Origin of the sequence: Frankia umida, from assembly GCF_023242945.1 — a bacterium.
GTDB classification, from domain to species: Bacteria; Actinomycetota; Actinomycetes; order Frankiales; family Frankiaceae; genus Frankia; species Frankia umida.
Window position 1 is genome coordinate 14,749 of sequence record NZ_JALKFT010000027.1, and the last position, 16,729, is coordinate 31,477.

The window sequence follows — 16,729 nt, forward strand, 5'->3', positions numbered from 1 at the left end:
GCGAGCATGCCCTCACGGGACTCCAGCGAGTGTTCCAACGCCCAGAGCGTTATTCATAGGCCCTGATTGAAGTGTTGAAGTGCCGACATCCGATCCGTTTCCTACCTGACTGATTGATGTCCGGCCGGGAACCTGAAGGGGGACGGCGACGCCGCACAATCAGTCGCCAACCACCGCAGCGTCAACATTTCTCGACCAGCTGCCAACGGGTCGACTCTGCCGGGAGCCGGTGAAGGACACCGGCCCTGTTCACGGAAAGATTGGAGTTACCACACAACAAAAATCCCGAAGAAGCAGAAGCCGGTGCGCTACCAGTCTACCGTGGGGCTGTCCACGGACGAGATCGCCGAGATCGTGGGCCGGATCGAGAAGCTCCTGCCCTGCCGCCGCACGGGCCGGCCCCTCTCTGCGACCAGCCGCACGCGAGACGGTGGGCCGCCCGGGGCCGAAGCCGACAGCGGCGGCCGAGCTCCGCGGCGATCTCGTCACGGCTCATCCCGGCCGCGTGCATCCGGATCCGCAGCTCTTCCTGCTCAGCCCGCTGACTCGACCTGCTCATGGCGCCGCGACCAGCTCCCCTCCCGCAGAGCGGCACGAACGCCACCTCGCCCACATCCAGACCCCACACGAACGAAACACCGCCTGCGTCATCGGCCAGCGCCGCACCCGCGATCAACATTCACCACCACCGGGCAGTCCTCGCCGCCGTCCTCGCCCTCATTCGCGCCGCGCCTCCGTCGCCACTGGCGCCTCCACCCACCTGGCATGCGACGCACCCGGGACCAACGCGAGCCTTACCGTAGCCGTCGACCTCATAGCCCAGACCTTCACCCGAGTCGGACGCGTGGCCCGCCGAATCCCACAACGACGACGCTGCGGCTCATCAGAGCCCACAGCACGACCAATGAGCCGCAGCACAACCTTGTATACGGCCATCATCTGCATTCACAGCGCCGGTGACTTCCGCATCGACGAATCCGGTTGCTCTGGGCCTCCCCTGAAGCGACCCGGCATGCAACGCAGCCCGATCTCGCGCTCGCCATCCAGGAGATGTAATCTTGCATCGGCGCACCCGATCCTGGCCAGGTCGGGTCGACGATCATATACCTGCAGCAGCGAATCGCTCACCCTGCGACATAGATTTATCCGGCAGCGCACCCCAGCCGACCCGTCCGCACGGGTGTCAAGCGAGCCAGCCTCAACCCCGCGGCGTCGACGACGACAGACGGGTACACACCGGTAGGCTTCACCGCGAAGGTGCTCCTTGGTACGGGATAGATCAGGCCCTCGACAAGCCCGATCCTCCCTGTTCAGGAGCACTTTCCTCTTTGCGGCAACCCAACAGACGATCATCCCGGTGAAAGCCCGAGGCCAGGTCGTTGGGGTAGGAGGAACAGTACGCAGACCGTCACCACGGCGCCAGCGACCAACAGCGCCGCGATCAGTCCGCCCGCCCGGCTCCAGGTCGCGTCCTGCGTGGTCGCCGCCCGGGTGGGCCGGCCGTCGACTGAACCCCGCGGGATCCCGACCAGGCCAGCCCGCACGCTCCTCGGCCAGCGCGGGTGGCCGTCCCGGCGCGGTCGGCTCGTCCGGCGCCGACGTGCCAGCGGTCGCGTCAGGTGCTCCCGATCCAGTGGGCCGGGTCGGCGATCACCGCGGCCAGTTCCGCGAAGGCCGCACCCGTCGCCCCCGGGGCGGCGCGGAGTTCGGCGGCGACGATCCGGGGCGGGGACCAACGTGCCGAGAGCACCCGCGTCCGCAGCTGGTCCTCCAGGTCCGGCTGTAGCCAGGAGACGAGCTGCGCCAGATGGCCGCCGAGGACGACCGTGGGAATGTCGAAGACGTTGATCACGCTGGCCAGCGCGACCGCCAGCGCCCAGGACGCGGTGGAGATGGCCTGGCGGGCCGCGGGATCCCGCGCCTGCGCGCGTTGGCGCAGCCGTTCCGGTGGGGCGGTGACCGGTAGTCCGGCGGCGGCGAGCAGGGCGTGGCGGCCGGCGTACTGCTCGAGGCAGCCGGTGGAACCGCACCGGCAGGTCGGACCGGCGGGGTCGACACAGACGTGCCCGATCTCGCCGGCCCACCCGTGGCGGCCGCCCACGACGTCTCCGGCCCGCACCACGGCTCCGCCGATGCCGATCTCGCCCGACACGTAGAGAAAATCGGTCCGCGGTCCCGGTCGGCCCGGCGCCACCGCGGCGATCGTGCCGGCGGCCAGATCGGCTTCGTTTCCGATCGTCAACGGGAGACCGCGCAGGGACCGCGCGCCCAGCAGGGGCGCGGGACGGATGTCGGTCCAGCCCAGGTTCGGCGCCCGTAGCAGCAGCCCCTCGTCGCGCGACACGATGCCGGGCAGGGCCAGGCCGGCTCCGACGACCCGTACCCCGGCCGGCAGCTCGGACAGCACACGGCTGCCAGCCGCTCCCAGGCGGCGCAACGTCGCCACCGGCTCGCTGGCCACGAAGTCGCCGGGCACGACCTGTTCCGCGAGCACGTCCCCCCGCAGGTTGACCAGCCGGGCGGCCAGAAAGGCGACATCGATCTGCAGGCCCAGCGCCGCGATCCGGGCGCCGGGGACGAGCGGGGTCGCGGGTCGGCCCCGACGGGCCGTCGCCGGGCGCGCGATCTCGTCCACGACACCCCCGGCGATCAGTTCGTCGACCAGGCGGGACGCGGTGGCCCGGGTCATCGAGGTCGCCGCGGCGACATCGGCCCGCGACGGGGGCTCCGCGTGGGCATGAACGGTGCGGGCGACCAGGGCCAGGTTGCTCCTTCGCAGCGTCGCCTGGCGGGCGCCGCTCGGTGCCCCGCCAGGCGACGAAGGCGCACCCGTCTCGAGGCGTGCCGCCCCGGGACGGGTGGGCCCGGCATGAGGCGGCACGGTGGACACGCGTTGACACTACCGACCAACGTAATTATGTTTTATGAAAATACAAAATGGAGAAAACGAGGATCGGAGCACGGGATGCCGCGTCAGCCCAGCCGCGACGACAGGTTCTCCTTCGGGCTGTGGACGGTCGGCTGGACCGGGACCGACCCGTTCGGGCTCGCCACCCGCGCGGCCCTGGACCCCTGGGAGTACGCCGACCGGCTCGCCGAGATCGGCGCCTGGGGCATCACCCTGCATGACAACGACGTCTTCCCGTTCGACGCCGATGACACCACCGCGCGACGCCGGTGCCGCCGGTTGAAGGACGCCACCGACGCGGCCGGTCTCGTCATCGAGATGGTCACCACCAACACGTTCACCCATCCGGTCTTCAAGGACGGCGGACTGACCTCGAACGACCGGGGCGTGCGCCGGTTCGGTCTGCGCAAGGTGCTGCGGGCGGTCGACCTCGCCGCCGAGCTCGGCGCGACCACCTTCGTGATGTGGGGTGGCCGGGAGGGCAGCGAGTACGACGGGTCGAAGGATGTCTTCGCCGCGCTGGAGCGCTACCGGGAAGGCATCGACACCGTCGCCGGCCATATCAAGGCCCAGGGCTACGACCTGCGGATCGGCCTCGAGCCGAAGCCGAACGAGCCACGCGGGGATATCTTCCTGCCCACCGTCGGGCATGCGCTGGCGCTGATCGCGCAGCTCGAGCACGGCGACATCGTCGGGCTCAACCCGGAGACCGGGCACGAGCAGATGGCCAATCTCAACTACACCCACGCCCTGGGGCAGGCCCTGTGGAGCGGAAAACTGTTCCATCTCGACCTTAACGGCCAACGGGGCCTGAAGTACGACCAGGACCTCGTCTTCGGACACGGGGACCTCGTCTCGGCGTTCTTCACCGTCGACCTGCTCGAGAACGGCTTCCCCGGCTATCCGGACGGCCCCCGCTACACCGGGCCACGCCACTTCGACTACAAGCCGTCCCGCACGGAGGGCATGGCCGGAGTCTGGGCATCGGCCCAGGCCTGCATGTCCAGCTACCTGCTGCTGGCCGAAAAGGCGGCCGCGTTTCGTGCCGACCCCCGCGTGCGGGCGGCACTGGCCTACTCCGGCGTGTTCGAACTGGCCGAACCCACCCTCGACCCCGGGGAGACCGCCGCGGACCTGCTCGCCTCGGACGACCCGTTCGACCCCGACAAGGCCGCCGAACGGGACTTCGGGTTCGTCGCCCTCCAACAACTGGCCATCGAGCACCTCATCGGCTGAGCCGGCCACCGCCATGGCACTCGTCGCGGGTATCGACTCCTCCACCCAGTCGTGCAAGGTCGTCATCCGGGACGCCGACACCGGCGCACTCGTACGCCGGGGATCCGCGCCGCATCCCGGCGGAACCGAGATCGACCCCGAACACTGGTGGACGGCCCTGCGGACCGCGCTCGAACAGGCCGGCGGCCTCGCTGACGTCGAGGCCGTCGCGGTCGCCGGCCAGCAGCACGCCCTGATCGCCCTCGACGGCGACGGCGACGTCATCCGACCGGCGCTGCTCTGGAACGACACCCGATCGGCCCGGGCGGCCGACGACCTCGTCGCCGACCTCGGCGACGGCGACCGCGGCCAGGGAGCCCGCCGGTGGGCGGCCGCGGTCGGCTCGGTGCCGGTCGCCTCGTTCACCGTCACCAAACTGCGCTGGCTCGCCGAACACGAACCGGCCGCAGCCGCCCGCATCGCGGCGGTCGCCCTGCCGCACGACTGGCTGACGTGGCGCCTGTCCGGCGCGGCATCGTTGGCCACGCTGCGCACCGACCGCTCCGACGCCTCCGGCACCGGCTACTTCGACGCCGGGACCAACACCTACCGCCGCGACCTGCTCGCACTCGCGCTGCGCCGCGACCCCACCGACGTCGACGGCATCGTTCTCCCGCGGGTCGCGGCGCCCGACGAGGCGATCGGGTCCGGCGACCCCACCGCCGGCTGGGGACACGTCGTCCTCGGCCCCGGCTGCGGCGACAACGCGGGCGCCGCGCTGGGGCTGCATCTACGACCAGGCGAGGCTCTTGTCTCGCTCGGAACCTCCGGTGTCGTCGCGGTGGTCTCCCCCGTGGGCACCCACGACGCCACCGGTGCCGTCGCCGGCTTCGCCGACGCGACGGGACATCACCTCCCCCTCGCCTGCACCCTCAACGCCAGCCGCGTCCTCGACGCGACCCGCAGGCTCCTCGGCGTCGACCACGACGAACTCAGCCGCCTGGCCCTGACCGCACAGCCGGGCGCCCAGGGTCTGGTCCTCGTGCCCTACCTGGAAGGCGAACGCACCCCCAACCTGCCCACCGCGACCGGCTCGCTCCACGGCCTGACGCTCGCGTCCATGACACGCCCGAACCTGGCCCGCGCCGCGGTCGAGGGCGTGCTGTGCCTCATGGCCGGATGCCTGGCCGCGGTCCGCGTCCAGGGAGCGCCCATCGACCAGGTCACCCTCGTCGGCGGCGGTGCACGCTCCCCCGCGATCCGCGCACTCGCCCCAGCCCTGCTCGGTGTGCCCGTGGCGGTGCCGCCAGCCGGCGAGTACGTCGCCGACGGCGCCGCGCGACAGGCCGCCACCGTCCTGCTGGGCGGGGGTCGACCGCCGGCCTGGCCCGAGCCGGACGCGATCACGCACACCGCCGAACCCCTCCACGGGGTCCTCGAGCAGTACCGCGCCGCAGCCGCCTCCTATGAGACCTGACCGCAGGCAACCCCGGACACGACGCCGGCTTCGGCCTGCCGCAGGTGTGAAGCGCAGGGCATCGCGAGACGAGATCGTACGCGGCTGAGGTCTTTCGCCCACGTTCAGGAGGAGCCCGAGTCCCCGCCAGTCACGATGATCCGTTGCGCCACCCGTTGCCGCGTCCGTGCATGGACATCTCGCGCTCCGATGCGACTGGGACCGGCCGGGTTCCTATGTGCTGGTGGGCGCCTGGCCCGACACCCTGACGGTGCACCCGACGGCCATGTCCGGCCGGTCGGTGAGCTACGGCTTCGAGGGGGACAGCATCCCCTCGGTCTTCCTCCCGTGGCTCGTCGACCTGTGGAAACGGGGTCGGTTCCCGTTCGACCGGCTCAAGGGAGCGGTGAGGCCGGTGGGTGTTGACGTGCTCGGCTCGGTGGTCCGGCAGGCTCGTTGCCGAGAGCACCTTTCGTCTGGATGGCGAGCAGGAACAGATATTTTTCGGGCGTGCCGATGGGCAGCGTCTTCGGGCTCGTTTCGAGGATTGCGAGGATCGAAAGTCGCGTTCCGTCTCCGGCTGCGTACCCCTACGCCGACGTCCCCGACGGCGGGACGGTCGCCGTGCTCGGGCTCGGGCCGGTGGGCCAGATGTGCGTCCGGGTGGCCCGGCATGTGGGCGCCGGCGGTGTCCGGGCGGATGTGCCGCGGGACATCCGGGTGATCGGGGTCGACCGGGTCCCGGCCCGCCTGCGACTGGCCGCGGCGTTCGGCGCCGAGGTCGTCGATCTGGGTGAGGTCGACGACGTCCCCGCCCAGCTCGTCGAACTCACCGGCGGGCGCGGGCCGGACGCGGTGGTGGATGCGGTCGGCATGGAGGCGCACGGCGCGCCGCTGGGAAAGGCCGCACAGGCTGCGGTCGGCCGGTTGCCGGATCTGCTCGCCCGGCCGCTGACCGAGCGGTTCGGGGTGGACAGGCTGACGGCGTTGCACACCGCGATCCGGGCGGTGCGCCGCGGCGGGACGGTGTCGCTGTCCGGTGTGTACGGCGGTGAGCTGGATCCGATGCCGATGATGGACCTGTTCGACAAGAGCGATCACAGCATGGCCGGCCATGCTTACCCGATGTGGGCCCTGCCCGGCAGGAAAACGCGCGGACCACCGCCCGAATCGGGGTTCTGGAGCCCCATGGGCCTGACCTGATTCCGGTCCGGTGGTGTTCGACCAGAGGCCGAGGGAAACACGATGAGCCACCACGCTGTCACCGCCGCACGCCCCTGGCGGCCGTTCCGGTGCCTGATCCGGGCTGCGGCCGCCCCCATATTCACCAATACCGCTGACGGCGGCGCGGATAGCGGACTGGAGGCAGGATGTACCCACCTGACGGTAGGAGAAGGCAGATGGTCGAGTTCAACCCCTATGATCTCGCGACGTACCGCGATCCGTACCCCGTCTATCGGGCTCTGCGGGACGAGGCGCCCGCGTACCACAACCCGGATCTGAAGTTCTGGGCGCTGTCCCGGCACGCGGATGTCACCGCCGCGCACAAGGACTGGCAGACGTACTCCAGCGCGGGTGGCGTGACGATCGAGGGCGCGGAGGCCGGCGCCCCGATGATCATTCTCAAGGACCCGCCGGAGCACCGCTGGCACCGGAAGATCATCGGTAGGGTGTTCACACCGAACCGGATGCTCGCCCTCGAGCCCTACATCCGCCGTCGGGCCGGCGAACTGCTGGACGCGGTCGCCGACTCCGGCGAGTTCGACGTCGTGCAGAACTTCTCCGTCGCGCTTCCGCTCGACGTCATCAGCGAACTGATCGGCATCCCGGAGGAACACCGGGCTGTCGTCAACGAGTGCTCCGACCGGATGCTGGCCCGCGGCGAGAGCCAGGAGGCCGATACGGACTTCCTCGAGAGCACCGGGACCCTGATCAACCTCTACCTGTCCCTGATCGCCGAGCGGCGCAGGAACCCGACCGGTGACCCGATCAGTCTGCTGATCGAGACCGAGGTCGCCGACGACGAGGACGGCACGACCACCCGGCGGATGACCGATGAGGAGATCGCCTTCCGATTCCTCGAGCTCGGCACCGCCGGCCACGAGACCGTCGCCAAGACCATCCCGAACGGGATGATGGCGCTCACCCGCTTTCCGGAGCAGCGTCGTCGTCTGCTCGACGACCCGTCGCTCTACGACCGGGCCGCGGGGGAGACGTTGCGCTTCGACGCCCCGTCGCAGCTGCAGGGCCGGACCTCGACCCGCGACATCGAGCTGCACGGCGTGACCATTCCCGCCGGTCAGCGGGTCATGCTGATCACCGGCTCGGCGCTGCGGGACGAGCGCGTCTACGAGAACCCGGACGTGTTCAGCCTCGACCGCACGGAGGAGCCGACGACGGTGTTCTTCGGCTTCGGCATCCACCGCTGCCTCGGCGCCCACCTGGCCCGCCTCGAGATCAAGGTGGCTTTCGAGGAGATCCTCAAGCGGTACCCCGACTTCATCGCCGACCCCGCCCGCGCCGAGATGAAGGTCTCCTCGAACGTCCGCGGCGTGTCGAAACTACCGGTCACCCTGAAAGGCGCCGGCATCGCCTGACCCTGCCCTGCCGAGGCCCGCAGCGATCAGGACCCTGGTCGCTGCCGGACCGGTCACTCCCCTGGCAGGTGACTCAGCCGGCAGCTCGTTCCCTGCGGCGGCGGGTGCTGGCGGCCGCCCAGCTTCCACGCGATGACGGCCAGGGCGGGGCTGAGTAGCGCCGCGACGGTATCGAGCATCGCCACCCTCAGCGCCAGCGTGGTGGCGGGGCTGGGCCGCACGCTGACGGGTAGCCGGCGTTTGGTCTCCGTAGCCGGTCAGCGGCCGGCGGAGGTCTCCGCGAGCTCCGAGACGTACGGACGGCCCTCCCGCCACGCGGCCACCTGCTCCGGCCGGCCGAAGACCCGCAGGTAGTCCTCGACGTTGGTCTCGTCGATCTCGCCGAGGACGACGGGCTCGAAATCCGTGCCGTCCGCCCCGACGAACTCCGCCAGCGGCTCCAGCACGGTGTCCAGGCTCGGATGGAAGAAGATTCCGGTCGACCGTCGGGTCACGCCACCGCCGGCGACGACCCGGTGGCGCACCGGCCGGAACAGACCGTTGGTCCAGCGGGTGAGAATCGTTCCGGAGAACACCTGCAACGCCCCGGGCACGACGGGCACCGGGATCCAGGTGCCGTCGGGCCGTTGCGCCTGCAGCCCGGAGTAGTCGCCGCGTTGGTGCAGGACCGTCACCGCGGAACCGTCCGCGTGCTCCAGGAGAAGAAGCTTGTCCTCGTCGGACTCGACATCCGGGTAGGTCCAGGTCGGGTAGTCGTTGACGACCAGGTTGGTGTGGTGCGGCCCGTCGTGCGGGAAGCTGCCGGCCGGCAGGCCGAGCACCCGCTCGTACAGGCCGAGCACCCGTTGGGCCAGGACCGTGGTCGCTGCGGCATAGGCGAAGGTGACCTCGCGCAGGTCGGGGTCCTGCGGCGGCCAGACATTGGCGTGTTCGTAGAGCCCGAGCCACCGCTGCGACACGCCCGCGGAGGCGGCGTCGGCCGGGTTGTCGAACTGGCCCACGGAATACCGTTCGAGTTCGAGCCGGCCGAAGTCGTCGGGCCACTGCCGCCAGCCCCGGAAGGGGTGCCCGGTGGGGCTGGCCAGCTTCGCCTTCTCCGCCTGGGGCAGGCGCAGGATCCGCTCGACCCGACGCTCGAAATCCGCGATCAGCTCCAGGGGAACGCCGTGGTTGACCACCTGGATCAGGCCGATCCGCTCGGCTGCCGTGCGCACGCGGGCCAGCAGGTCCGCGGGTGCGTCCTCGGCCAGGGCCGCGGCCAGGTCAACGACGGGAATCTCGTCGGTCATGAGCGAGGTGTCCTTTCCAGCAGGGGTGCGTTCGGGGCAGGGGTACGGGTCCTGTCGGCCGGGTCCGCCAGGACCCCGTCGAGTACGCGGGCCAGCGTCACCGGCTGTTCGATCTCCGCGTCGATGTCGACGCCGTCGATGGTCAGCACCGGGACCCCAGCCCGCCGGGCCGCCTCGTCGAGGTCATCGCCCCAGAACGACGATGCGGCCCGCACGACGGACACGGCGGTGGCACTCACCGCGGCGGTCAGGTGGTCCCAGGACCGCTGCGGATCATGGTCGACCGCGGCGAGCGCCGGATCATGGCGCCAGGCCCAGGGACCGTCAGGCTCCCGGACCGTGCCGTAGAGCACCTCACGGCGCAGCGCCCGGTCCACCAGAGCGACACCCCCGGCGGATCCCAGGCCCTCGGCCGGCCCGCTGCGGCCAGCAGGCTCGCCTGCGCTGACCGGACGGTCCGCCTCGGGAGAACCGGTCAGGGGCACCGTCGCGGCGAGCAGGCGGACCGCGTCCGTACGGGAGGCCGGGGCAGCGCCGGGCGCCGGCCGCACGGCACGGCCCAGGCCGGGCAGGGTGTCGAGCAGGACGAGGCGGTGGACGAGCTCGGGCCGGCGGGCGGCGAGCGCCAGGGCGGTGAGCCCGCCGAGGCCGCTGCCCACCACCAGGCGGGCCCGCGGGGCGAACGAGGCGATCGCCTCGGCAGTGACGACAGCGAGGCGGACCGGTTCGTACCGACCATCGCGCCGCCGGTTGGAACGGCCGTGGCCGGGCAGGTCCAGCGCGACGGCCGGACGCCCGAGGGCGAGGATCACCGCGTCCCACTGGCGGGCCCCGCGACCGGCGTCGTGCAGGAGGACCACCTCGGGTGGTCCTGATCCCCACACCACAGCGCTCACGTGCCCGCCGGTCGTGGGGTTGAACCAGCGGCGCTGGACCAGCGGTGCGGTGTTCCCGCCGAGCCCGGCATCCGCGGCCACCTCCGCCAGCAGCGCGAACTCGTTCGGCAGCGTCGTCTCGTCGAGCTGGTCGAGCGCGGCCACGGCGGGTCTCTCTGACATCACAGCTTCTCCTTCTCGGTCGTCGCGTGGGCCGCTGTCACCTCGCCACGCGGCGCCATCGACGGCGGGAGCACGGGCAGATCGGCCACGTCGAGGTGGCAGCGCACGGTGTGGGCTGTCGTCGCGGCGGCCCCGCCGAGCAGCCGCAGGGGAGGGTCGACACGGTCACAGACACCGTCCACCCTGCGGGGGCAGCTCCCGGCATAGCCGCATCCCGCGGTCGCGGTCGGAGCGCGCCGGACCCGCCTGGGCCAGCCCTGCCGGCCGGGCCGGCCATCTTGCCTGTTCGGTCTGCCCTGCCCAGACGGGGCCGGATCCACCGGCATGGTCGTCGGCGTGGGAGTGGCGCTCAGCGTGTGGGTGTACGGATGGTGCGGTCCGACCAGCACCGCGGCGGCTGGCCCGACCTCCACGATCCGGCCCCGGTACAGGACGGCGACCCGGTCAGCGAGATAGCCGATGACGGCCAGATCGTGCGAGACGAACAGGTAGGACACGCCGTGCGTGTCCCGGGCGGTGGCGAGCAGTTCAAGCACCGCGGCCTGGACGCTGACGTCCAACGCGGACACCGGCTCGTCGCAGACGACCAGCCGCGGGTTGCCGGCGAAGGCCCGGCCGATCGCGACACGCTGCTTCTGGCCACCCGACAGCCGCGGCGTCCGCATCGCCAGCAGCCGGGGGCCGAGCTGGACGCGTCCGGCCAGGTCGGCGACCGTGCCCTCGCCGCGCAGGGTCACCAGCGCCCGGCGCAGCACCGTGGCGGCCGTGTGGCTCGGGTTGAGGGTGCCCTCGGGGTCCTGGAAGACCATCTGCACCCGGCGACGGTCCTGCGCATGGCGGCGCGACAGTGGCGCCGGTAGCAGCCGGCCGTCGAGGCGGATCTCGCCGGGGCCGGTCGGCCCCAGCCCGACCACGGCTCGGGCGAGAGTCGTCTTCCCACTGCCGGATTCACCGACGAGACCGAGCACCTCCCCGTGACCGATGTCAAGATCGATGCCGGTGAGCACGGGCGTGCGACCGTAGCCGCGGGACAGCCCCCGCACGGTCAACAGCCCCGGGCGGACCTCTCCGGCCGGCACACCGGCGACCCGCTCGGGCCGCTCGGGCCGGCGCAGCCAGTCGGCGCGGTCGCTGTGATGGCAGCGCACCGTATGCCCGGTCGGGACGTCCACGGGTCCAGCCAAAAGCTTGGCGGGTCTGGCCAGGGAGCCGGCGGATCGGGCTGGGAAACCGGCGAAGGTGGCAGCAGTAGCAGTGGCAGCGACGGCGGAGCTGGTGGGGACGAGCGGTGGCTCCGAGGCGCGGCACACCTCGTCGGCGAACGCGCACCGGTCCGCGAAGGTGCAGCCCGCCGGCCGGTCGGTGGGGGCCGGCGGCTGCCCGGGCAGCGTCGGCATCCGGCGGTCCCGCCGGCTCACCCCCACTCGCGGGACGGCGGCGACGAGGGCGTCGGTGTAGGGATGGCGGGGCGCGGTGAGCAGGTCGGCGGCCGGGCCCTGTTCGACCAGTCGGCCCGCGTACAGCACGCCCACCCGGTCGCAGGTGCGCGCCACCAGGGCCAGGTCGTGGCTGATCAGCAGGACGGCGGCGTCCAACCGGTGGCGCAGCGCCTGGATCAGGTCGAGGACCTCCCGTTCGACGACGGCGTCGAGGCCCGTCGTCGGCTCGTCGAGGACGAGGAGGCGGGGGCTGCCGGCGAGGGCGGCGGCGATACCGACCCGCTGCTGCTGGCCGCCGGAGAGCTCGTGCGGCCAGAGTCGGGCGAACGCCGCGGGCTCGGGCAGCCGTACCGCGTCGAGCAGCTCGACGGCCCGGGAGCGGGCCTGTACCCGGGACAGACCGGCCAACCGGCAGGCCTGCGCCACCTGCGCCCCGACCCGGACGGTGGGGTTCAGGCTGCTGCTCGTGCCCTGGTGGACCATGGCGAAGGCGCTGGCCCGCCACCGCCGATGCGCGCGGGCGGACAGGGCCCGCACGTCGACCCCGTCCAGCGCGATGCCCCCGGCGTCGACGCGACCGCCCCCGGGCAGCACACCGGCGAGCGCCGCGGCCAGTGTGCTCTTGCCGCACCCCGACTCCCCCACCAGCCCGTAGGTCTCGCCAGGTCGAATTCGCAGGCTGACATCGTCCACGGCGACGGCCGGTCCGGCGGGCGACGGGTAGCTCACCGTCAGCTTCTCGACGACGAGCCCCTCGGTACCCACGAGACCACCCACTCTCCGGTCACCGCCCACTCTCCGGTCACCGCCTACCGACACGTCTCCCGCCGGTCCCCTCATCGCCGTGCGGCCTGTTCACGCAGGTTGTCGGCGATCAGCGCGATACTGACGACGAGGCTTGCGACCGCGAGCGCCGGGAACAGCACCGTCCACCAGGCCTGCTGGAGAAAGACCCGGTTGTCGGCGACGGCGGCGCCCCATTCCGGGGATCCCGGTGGCTGGCCGAGCCCGAGGAAGGACAGCGTCGCCGCGGCGAAGATCGCGTCGCCCAGCCTCGATGTTGCCTCGACCAGCACGGTTGGGGTGACGTTGGGCAGTACTTCCCGCCCGAGCAGCGACCAGTTCGGCTCGCCGCGCAGCCGGGCCGCCTCGACGTAGGGCTTCTCCCGCTCGACCAGCACGGCCGCCCGCACGCTACGCGTCACGATCGGAACGAAGAACGTGCCGATGACCAGGATGAGGGTGGTCGCCGAGCGGCCCAGCAGCGCCACCACGACCACGGCCGCAACCAGGTTCGGGAAGACCGCGAACACGTCGACGACCCGCATCACGATCTCGTCGAACAGGCCGCGCCGCACGCCGCACACGAGCCCGAGCAGGCTGCCGATCACCACCCCGAGCGCGGTCGCCAGCGGGGCGACCGCCAGCACCGGACGGGCTCCCGCCAGCACCCGCGACAGCACGTCCCGGCCGAACTGGTCGGTGCCGAACAGGTGGCCACCGCCCGGGCCCAGCATCCGCTGGGACGGATGCTGGGCCATCGGGTCCGCCGGCGCCAGCTGTGGCCAGAACACCGCGACAACGACCCAGCCGACCAACAGGACCACGCCGAGTACGAACGACGGCCGGCGGACGACTCCCCGCGGGTGGCGCGATCCGTGCCGCCCGCGAGCCGGCTCGCGCGGGGGACGCACCGCCGTGGCGTCGGCCTCGGCGGTGCTCACGCTCGTGCCCGCCCCACCCGCACCCGCACCCGCGGATCGAGCAGCGCACACACCAGGTCGGCGACGACGTAGATGCCCATCCCCACCGCGCCCAGCACGAGTGCGCTGGCCTGCAGGGTGGGCACGTCCTTGCTGGTCGCCGACGACAACAGCAGGTCGCCGATGCCCTGGTAGCCGAACAGCAGCTCGACGGTGACCAGCCCGGCGAGCAGGAACTGCAGCTGCACGGCGAGCGCGCTCGTCGCCGGCACCAGCGCGTTGCGCAGCACGTGCCCGCGCATGAGCTGCGCCTGGGACATCCCCCGCACCCGCATGGCCCGGATGAACGGGCTGGCCAGGACCGCCACCGTGCTCGCCCGCACGTGCCTGGCGACGTAGCCGGCACACAGCAGGACCAGGCTGATCGCGGGCAGCAGCAGATGCTGCAGCCTGGTGAGCAGGCCGGCCCCCGGCGGCGCCTGCGCCGAAGAGGGCAGCCAGTGCAGTTGCACACTGAAGACCACCAGCAGCACGATGCCGGTGACGAACTCGGGGATGGCGGCGAGGCTGAGCCCCGCGACGCTGATGATCCGGTCGGTGGGCCGTCCCTCCCGCAGTCCCGCGACCAGGCCGAGCGTCAGGGCGACGGGAACCAGCAGGACGAAGGCGAACAGGGCGAGCGTCGCGCTCTCGAGCAGGCGCTCGATCACCAGCGGGCGGACGTCGACCCCGAGCGTGTAGGAGCGGCCCCAGTCACCGGTGACGAACCCGCCCAGCCAGTGCAGGTAGCGGGGCAGCAGCGGCTCGTCGAGGCGCAGCTGGTGGCGCAGCGCGTCCACCGACGACTGGCTGGCCTCGCGGCCCAGCACGACGCGCGCCACGTCGCCGGGGACCAGTTCGGTGGCGATGAACACCAGGAAGCTGACCGCCAGCATGGTGATGGGGATCGTCACCAGCCGCCGGGCCAGAAAGCGTCCCACGCCGGATCAGACCCGGCTCACGGTCGTCAGGTCGAGGTAGGCCGACGGGTGGGCGCGCAGCCCCTTCACCCGATCGGAGCGGTAGGCCCGCACCGCTCCGGCCCAGGCGGAGACGATGACCGGCACGTCCTCGTGCAGGGCCCGCGCGATGATCTCGGCCTGTCTGCCCCGCTCGGCGGGGTCGGTCGCGGCGTCGTAGGCGTCGGCCGCAGCGTCCAGGGCGGGGTTGGCGTACTTCGAACCGTTCCAGACACCGTGGCTTTTCACCATCGGGATGATGAACTGGCTCGGTGTCGGGCGGCCCGCCCAGCCGACGAGGTTCGCGTCGGTGAACAGCCAGGGGGTGTCGGTCTCCTGGTTGCCGCCGTAGAACGCGTCGGAGGTCTGCTGGTCGAGATCGACAGTGATCCCCACCTGCTTGAGCTGGTCCTGGATGACCAGCGCATAGTCCTTGTTGGGCGGGTCGAAACTGAGCGTGAACCGTAGCTTGTCGACCCCTGCGGCGGACAGCAGCGACCTGACCTTCGCCGCGTCCTTCCCACGTTGCGGCAGGTCCTTCGGGGCGGACGCGAACGCGGGCGCGACGAGGTGGTCATTACCCAGGACGCCGACCCCGTTGTAGACGGTGCTGAGCGCACCCGGGCGGTCCAGCGCACAGGCGATGGCCTGGCGGACCTCCTTCTTCGTGAACGGCTCCTTGTCCACGCGCAGGGTGAACGCGGCCAGGACGGTTCCGTCGACCTTGTCGACGGCGATCGAGGCGCTTCCGGCGATCGGGGTGACGAGGTCGGCCTGGGAGAGGATCTGGGCGTCGATGGCGCCGCTCTGCAGTGCCAGCAGGTCGGCCTGAGCGTCCTTGTGGAAGACCACCCTGACGCCATCGAGGTAGAGCTTGGCGGCATCCCGGTATTTCGGGTTGCGACCAAAGGACGCCCCCCTGCCCACGTCGTAGGAGTCGAGCAGGAACGGGCCGGTGCCGATCGCCTGCCGGGCGAACGTGCCGACCTTGTAGTCGGACTTGAGGACCAGGGCGTTGTAGTTGCCCGCGGACACCAGGTAGGGGAAGTCGGAGAACGGCCGCTGGAGGTGGAAGACCACCGTGTCCGGACCCGACACCGCCACGCCACCGGCGGTCAGGACCGAGGCGAAGGCGGACAGGGCGGCGGACTTGTTCGCTGGGTCGAGCAGCCGGTCGAACGACGCCTTCACCGTCGGGGCGTCCAGCGGGGTGCCGTCCGAGAAGACCACCCCCTTGCGCAACGTGAACGACCAGGTCCGTCCCCCCTCGGACGAGGTCCATGCGGTCGCGAGCGCGGGGCGCAGCTGGAAGTCCTCATCGAGCCAGACCAGGTATTCGGCGACCAGCTGGACCAGCGCGATCGCGGTGCCGTCGTACATGGTCACCGGATCCAGGGCGGTGGGTGGTGTCGGAGCTCCCAGCGTGATCAGGCCGCCCCGCCGCCCGCCCGAGCCGGCCGACGCGCCGGCCGCACCCGGCTGCGCGCCGGATCCGGAGCTGCCGCAGGCCGCGAGGAAGGCGGCGGCACCGCCCGCGCCAACCCCGGCCAGCAGGCCCCGGCGGGTGAGCAGCGCCCGCACGGGATGCTCGGCGGAGCGGGCGGCCCGATCCCCGGCACTACCGATCGGACCGGTCGGGAACAGCGGCATGGGGGGTCCTTTGCGCGATGGACGAGAAGAACGACCGGACGGGCACGACACGATCACCCGAACGGCACACGCCCGCCCGCGAAGTCGGCGATCGGATCCGACACCCGACCCCGGTGATCATCCCGGGGGAAGGCTACTGAAAATCCAAGGGAGATCTTCGGGAATAGCGTTGGCCGCCAAATCCGTACGCGACCAGCCCACTCTCCCGGTCAGCGACAACACAGCGAGCTTGCCGCGCGGCGGAGGTCGAGGTACCGCCGGGTAAAAAATGCCCGCTGCAACGCCACGGCCAAACAATAGCGGAGGGTCGGGCGCAGCGCAATAACGCACGCTCGCGCAACCTTGGGTATCGGACGGATACACGGCCCGTATGTCACACCCCAGTCGGCCTTATTTTCCTCCTGCCCCGGACCCCT

12 protein-coding genes are annotated in these 16,729 nt (G+C 71.5%); 4 read left to right on the plus strand and 8 right to left on the minus strand.

Annotation, left to right across the window (positions count from 1 at the left end; translation table 11 throughout):
• Positions 1 to 1,615: 1,615 nt before the first annotated feature.
• The gene (locus MXD59_RS20545; RefSeq protein WP_248826260.1) at positions 1,616 to 2,890 is read right to left on the minus strand and encodes an ROK family transcriptional regulator; all 1,275 of its coding nucleotides are present in this window, start codon (positions 2,888 to 2,890) and stop codon (positions 1,616 to 1,618) included.
• Between the two features lie 75 nt (positions 2,891 to 2,965).
• Between MXD59_RS20545 and xylA the strand changes: the two genes are divergently transcribed.
• The 4 genes from xylA to MXD59_RS20565 all read left to right on the plus strand — a co-directional run bounded on the left by xylA (position 2,966) and on the right by MXD59_RS20565 (position 8,176).
• A complete protein-coding gene (xylA, locus tag MXD59_RS20550; RefSeq protein ID WP_248826261.1) occupies positions 2,966 to 4,144 on the plus strand; it encodes a xylose isomerase in 1,179 nt (392 codons plus the stop codon).
• 13 nt (positions 4,145 to 4,157) lie between these two features.
• Positions 4,158 to 5,600, plus strand: a complete 1,443-nt coding sequence (gene xylB, locus MXD59_RS20555) for a xylulokinase (protein WP_248826262.1) — start codon at positions 4,158 to 4,160, stop codon at positions 5,598 to 5,600.
• A gap of 603 nt (positions 5,601 to 6,203) precedes the next feature.
• A complete protein-coding gene (locus MXD59_RS20560; RefSeq protein WP_248826263.1) occupies positions 6,204 to 6,782 on the plus strand; it encodes a zinc-binding dehydrogenase in 579 nt (192 codons plus the stop codon).
• 197 nt (positions 6,783 to 6,979) lie between these two features.
• A complete protein-coding gene (locus tag MXD59_RS20565) occupies positions 6,980 to 8,176 on the plus strand; it encodes a cytochrome P450 (RefSeq protein ID WP_248826264.1) in 1,197 nt (398 codons plus the stop codon).
• Positions 8,177 to 8,229: 53 nt separating this feature from the next.
• Here the strand turns inward: MXD59_RS20565 and MXD59_RS26645 are convergent, their stop codons facing one another.
• The 7 genes from MXD59_RS26645 to MXD59_RS20595 form a co-directional block, all read right to left on the minus strand.
• Positions 8,230 to 8,355, minus strand: coding sequence for a hypothetical protein (locus MXD59_RS26645; RefSeq protein ID WP_283097223.1), 126 nt, complete (start codon positions 8,353 to 8,355; stop codon positions 8,230 to 8,232).
• Between the two features lie 78 nt (positions 8,356 to 8,433).
• Positions 8,434 to 9,465: a 2OG-Fe(II) oxygenase family protein gene (locus MXD59_RS20570; protein WP_248826265.1), complete on the minus strand. Its 1,032-nt coding sequence runs from the start codon at positions 9,463 to 9,465 to the stop codon at positions 8,434 to 8,436.
• The gene (locus MXD59_RS20575) at positions 9,462 to 10,523 is read right to left on the minus strand and encodes an alpha/beta fold hydrolase (RefSeq protein ID WP_248826266.1); all 1,062 of its coding nucleotides are present in this window, start codon (positions 10,521 to 10,523) and stop codon (positions 9,462 to 9,464) included. The genes MXD59_RS20570 and MXD59_RS20575 overlap by 4 nt, the downstream gene beginning before the upstream one ends.
• Positions 10,523 to 12,727 (minus strand): dipeptide ABC transporter ATP-binding protein, encoded by a 2,205-nt coding sequence (locus tag MXD59_RS20580; RefSeq protein WP_248826267.1) that lies wholly within the window; start codon positions 12,725 to 12,727, stop codon positions 10,523 to 10,525. Before MXD59_RS20580 ends, MXD59_RS20575 begins: the two co-directional genes overlap by 1 nt.
• Positions 12,728 to 12,798: 71 nt before the next feature.
• On the minus strand, positions 12,799 to 13,686 hold the full coding sequence (locus MXD59_RS20585; protein ID WP_248826268.1) for an ABC transporter permease: 888 nt from the start codon (positions 13,684 to 13,686) through the stop codon (positions 12,799 to 12,801).
• A complete protein-coding gene (locus MXD59_RS20590; protein ID WP_248826269.1) occupies positions 13,683 to 14,645 on the minus strand; it encodes an ABC transporter permease in 963 nt (320 codons plus the stop codon). Before MXD59_RS20590 ends, MXD59_RS20585 begins: the two co-directional genes overlap by 4 nt.
• Positions 14,646 to 14,651: 6 nt before the next feature.
• Entirely contained in the window at positions 14,652 to 16,313 is a 1,662-nt protein-coding gene (locus MXD59_RS20595) for an ABC transporter substrate-binding protein (RefSeq protein WP_248826270.1), read from the minus strand.
• Positions 16,314 to 16,729: the final 416 nt, after the last annotated feature.

Bases quoted from the DNA above. Each gene is read 5' to 3' on its own strand.
- MXD59_RS20595 (WP_248826270.1), bottom strand. From the start codon at position 16,313: ATGCCGCTGTTCCCGACCGGTCCGATCGGTAGTGCCGGGGATCGGGCC.
- xylB (WP_248826262.1), top strand. From the start codon at position 4,158: ATGGCACTCGTCGCGGGTATCGACTCCTCCACCCAGTCGTGCAAGGTC.
- MXD59_RS20575 (WP_248826266.1), bottom strand. From the start codon at position 10,523: ATGTCAGAGAGACCCGCCGTGGCCGCGCTCGACCAGCTCGACGAGACG.
- MXD59_RS20570 (WP_248826265.1), bottom strand. From the start codon at position 9,465: ATGACCGACGAGATTCCCGTCGTTGACCTGGCCGCGGCCCTGGCCGAG.
- MXD59_RS26645 (WP_283097223.1), bottom strand. From the start codon at position 8,355: ATGCTCGATACCGTCGCGGCGCTACTCAGCCCCGCCCTGGCCGTCATC.
- xylA (WP_248826261.1), top strand. From the start codon at position 2,966: ATGCCGCGTCAGCCCAGCCGCGACGACAGGTTCTCCTTCGGGCTGTGG.
- MXD59_RS20565 (WP_248826264.1), top strand. From the start codon at position 6,980: ATGGTCGAGTTCAACCCCTATGATCTCGCGACGTACCGCGATCCGTAC.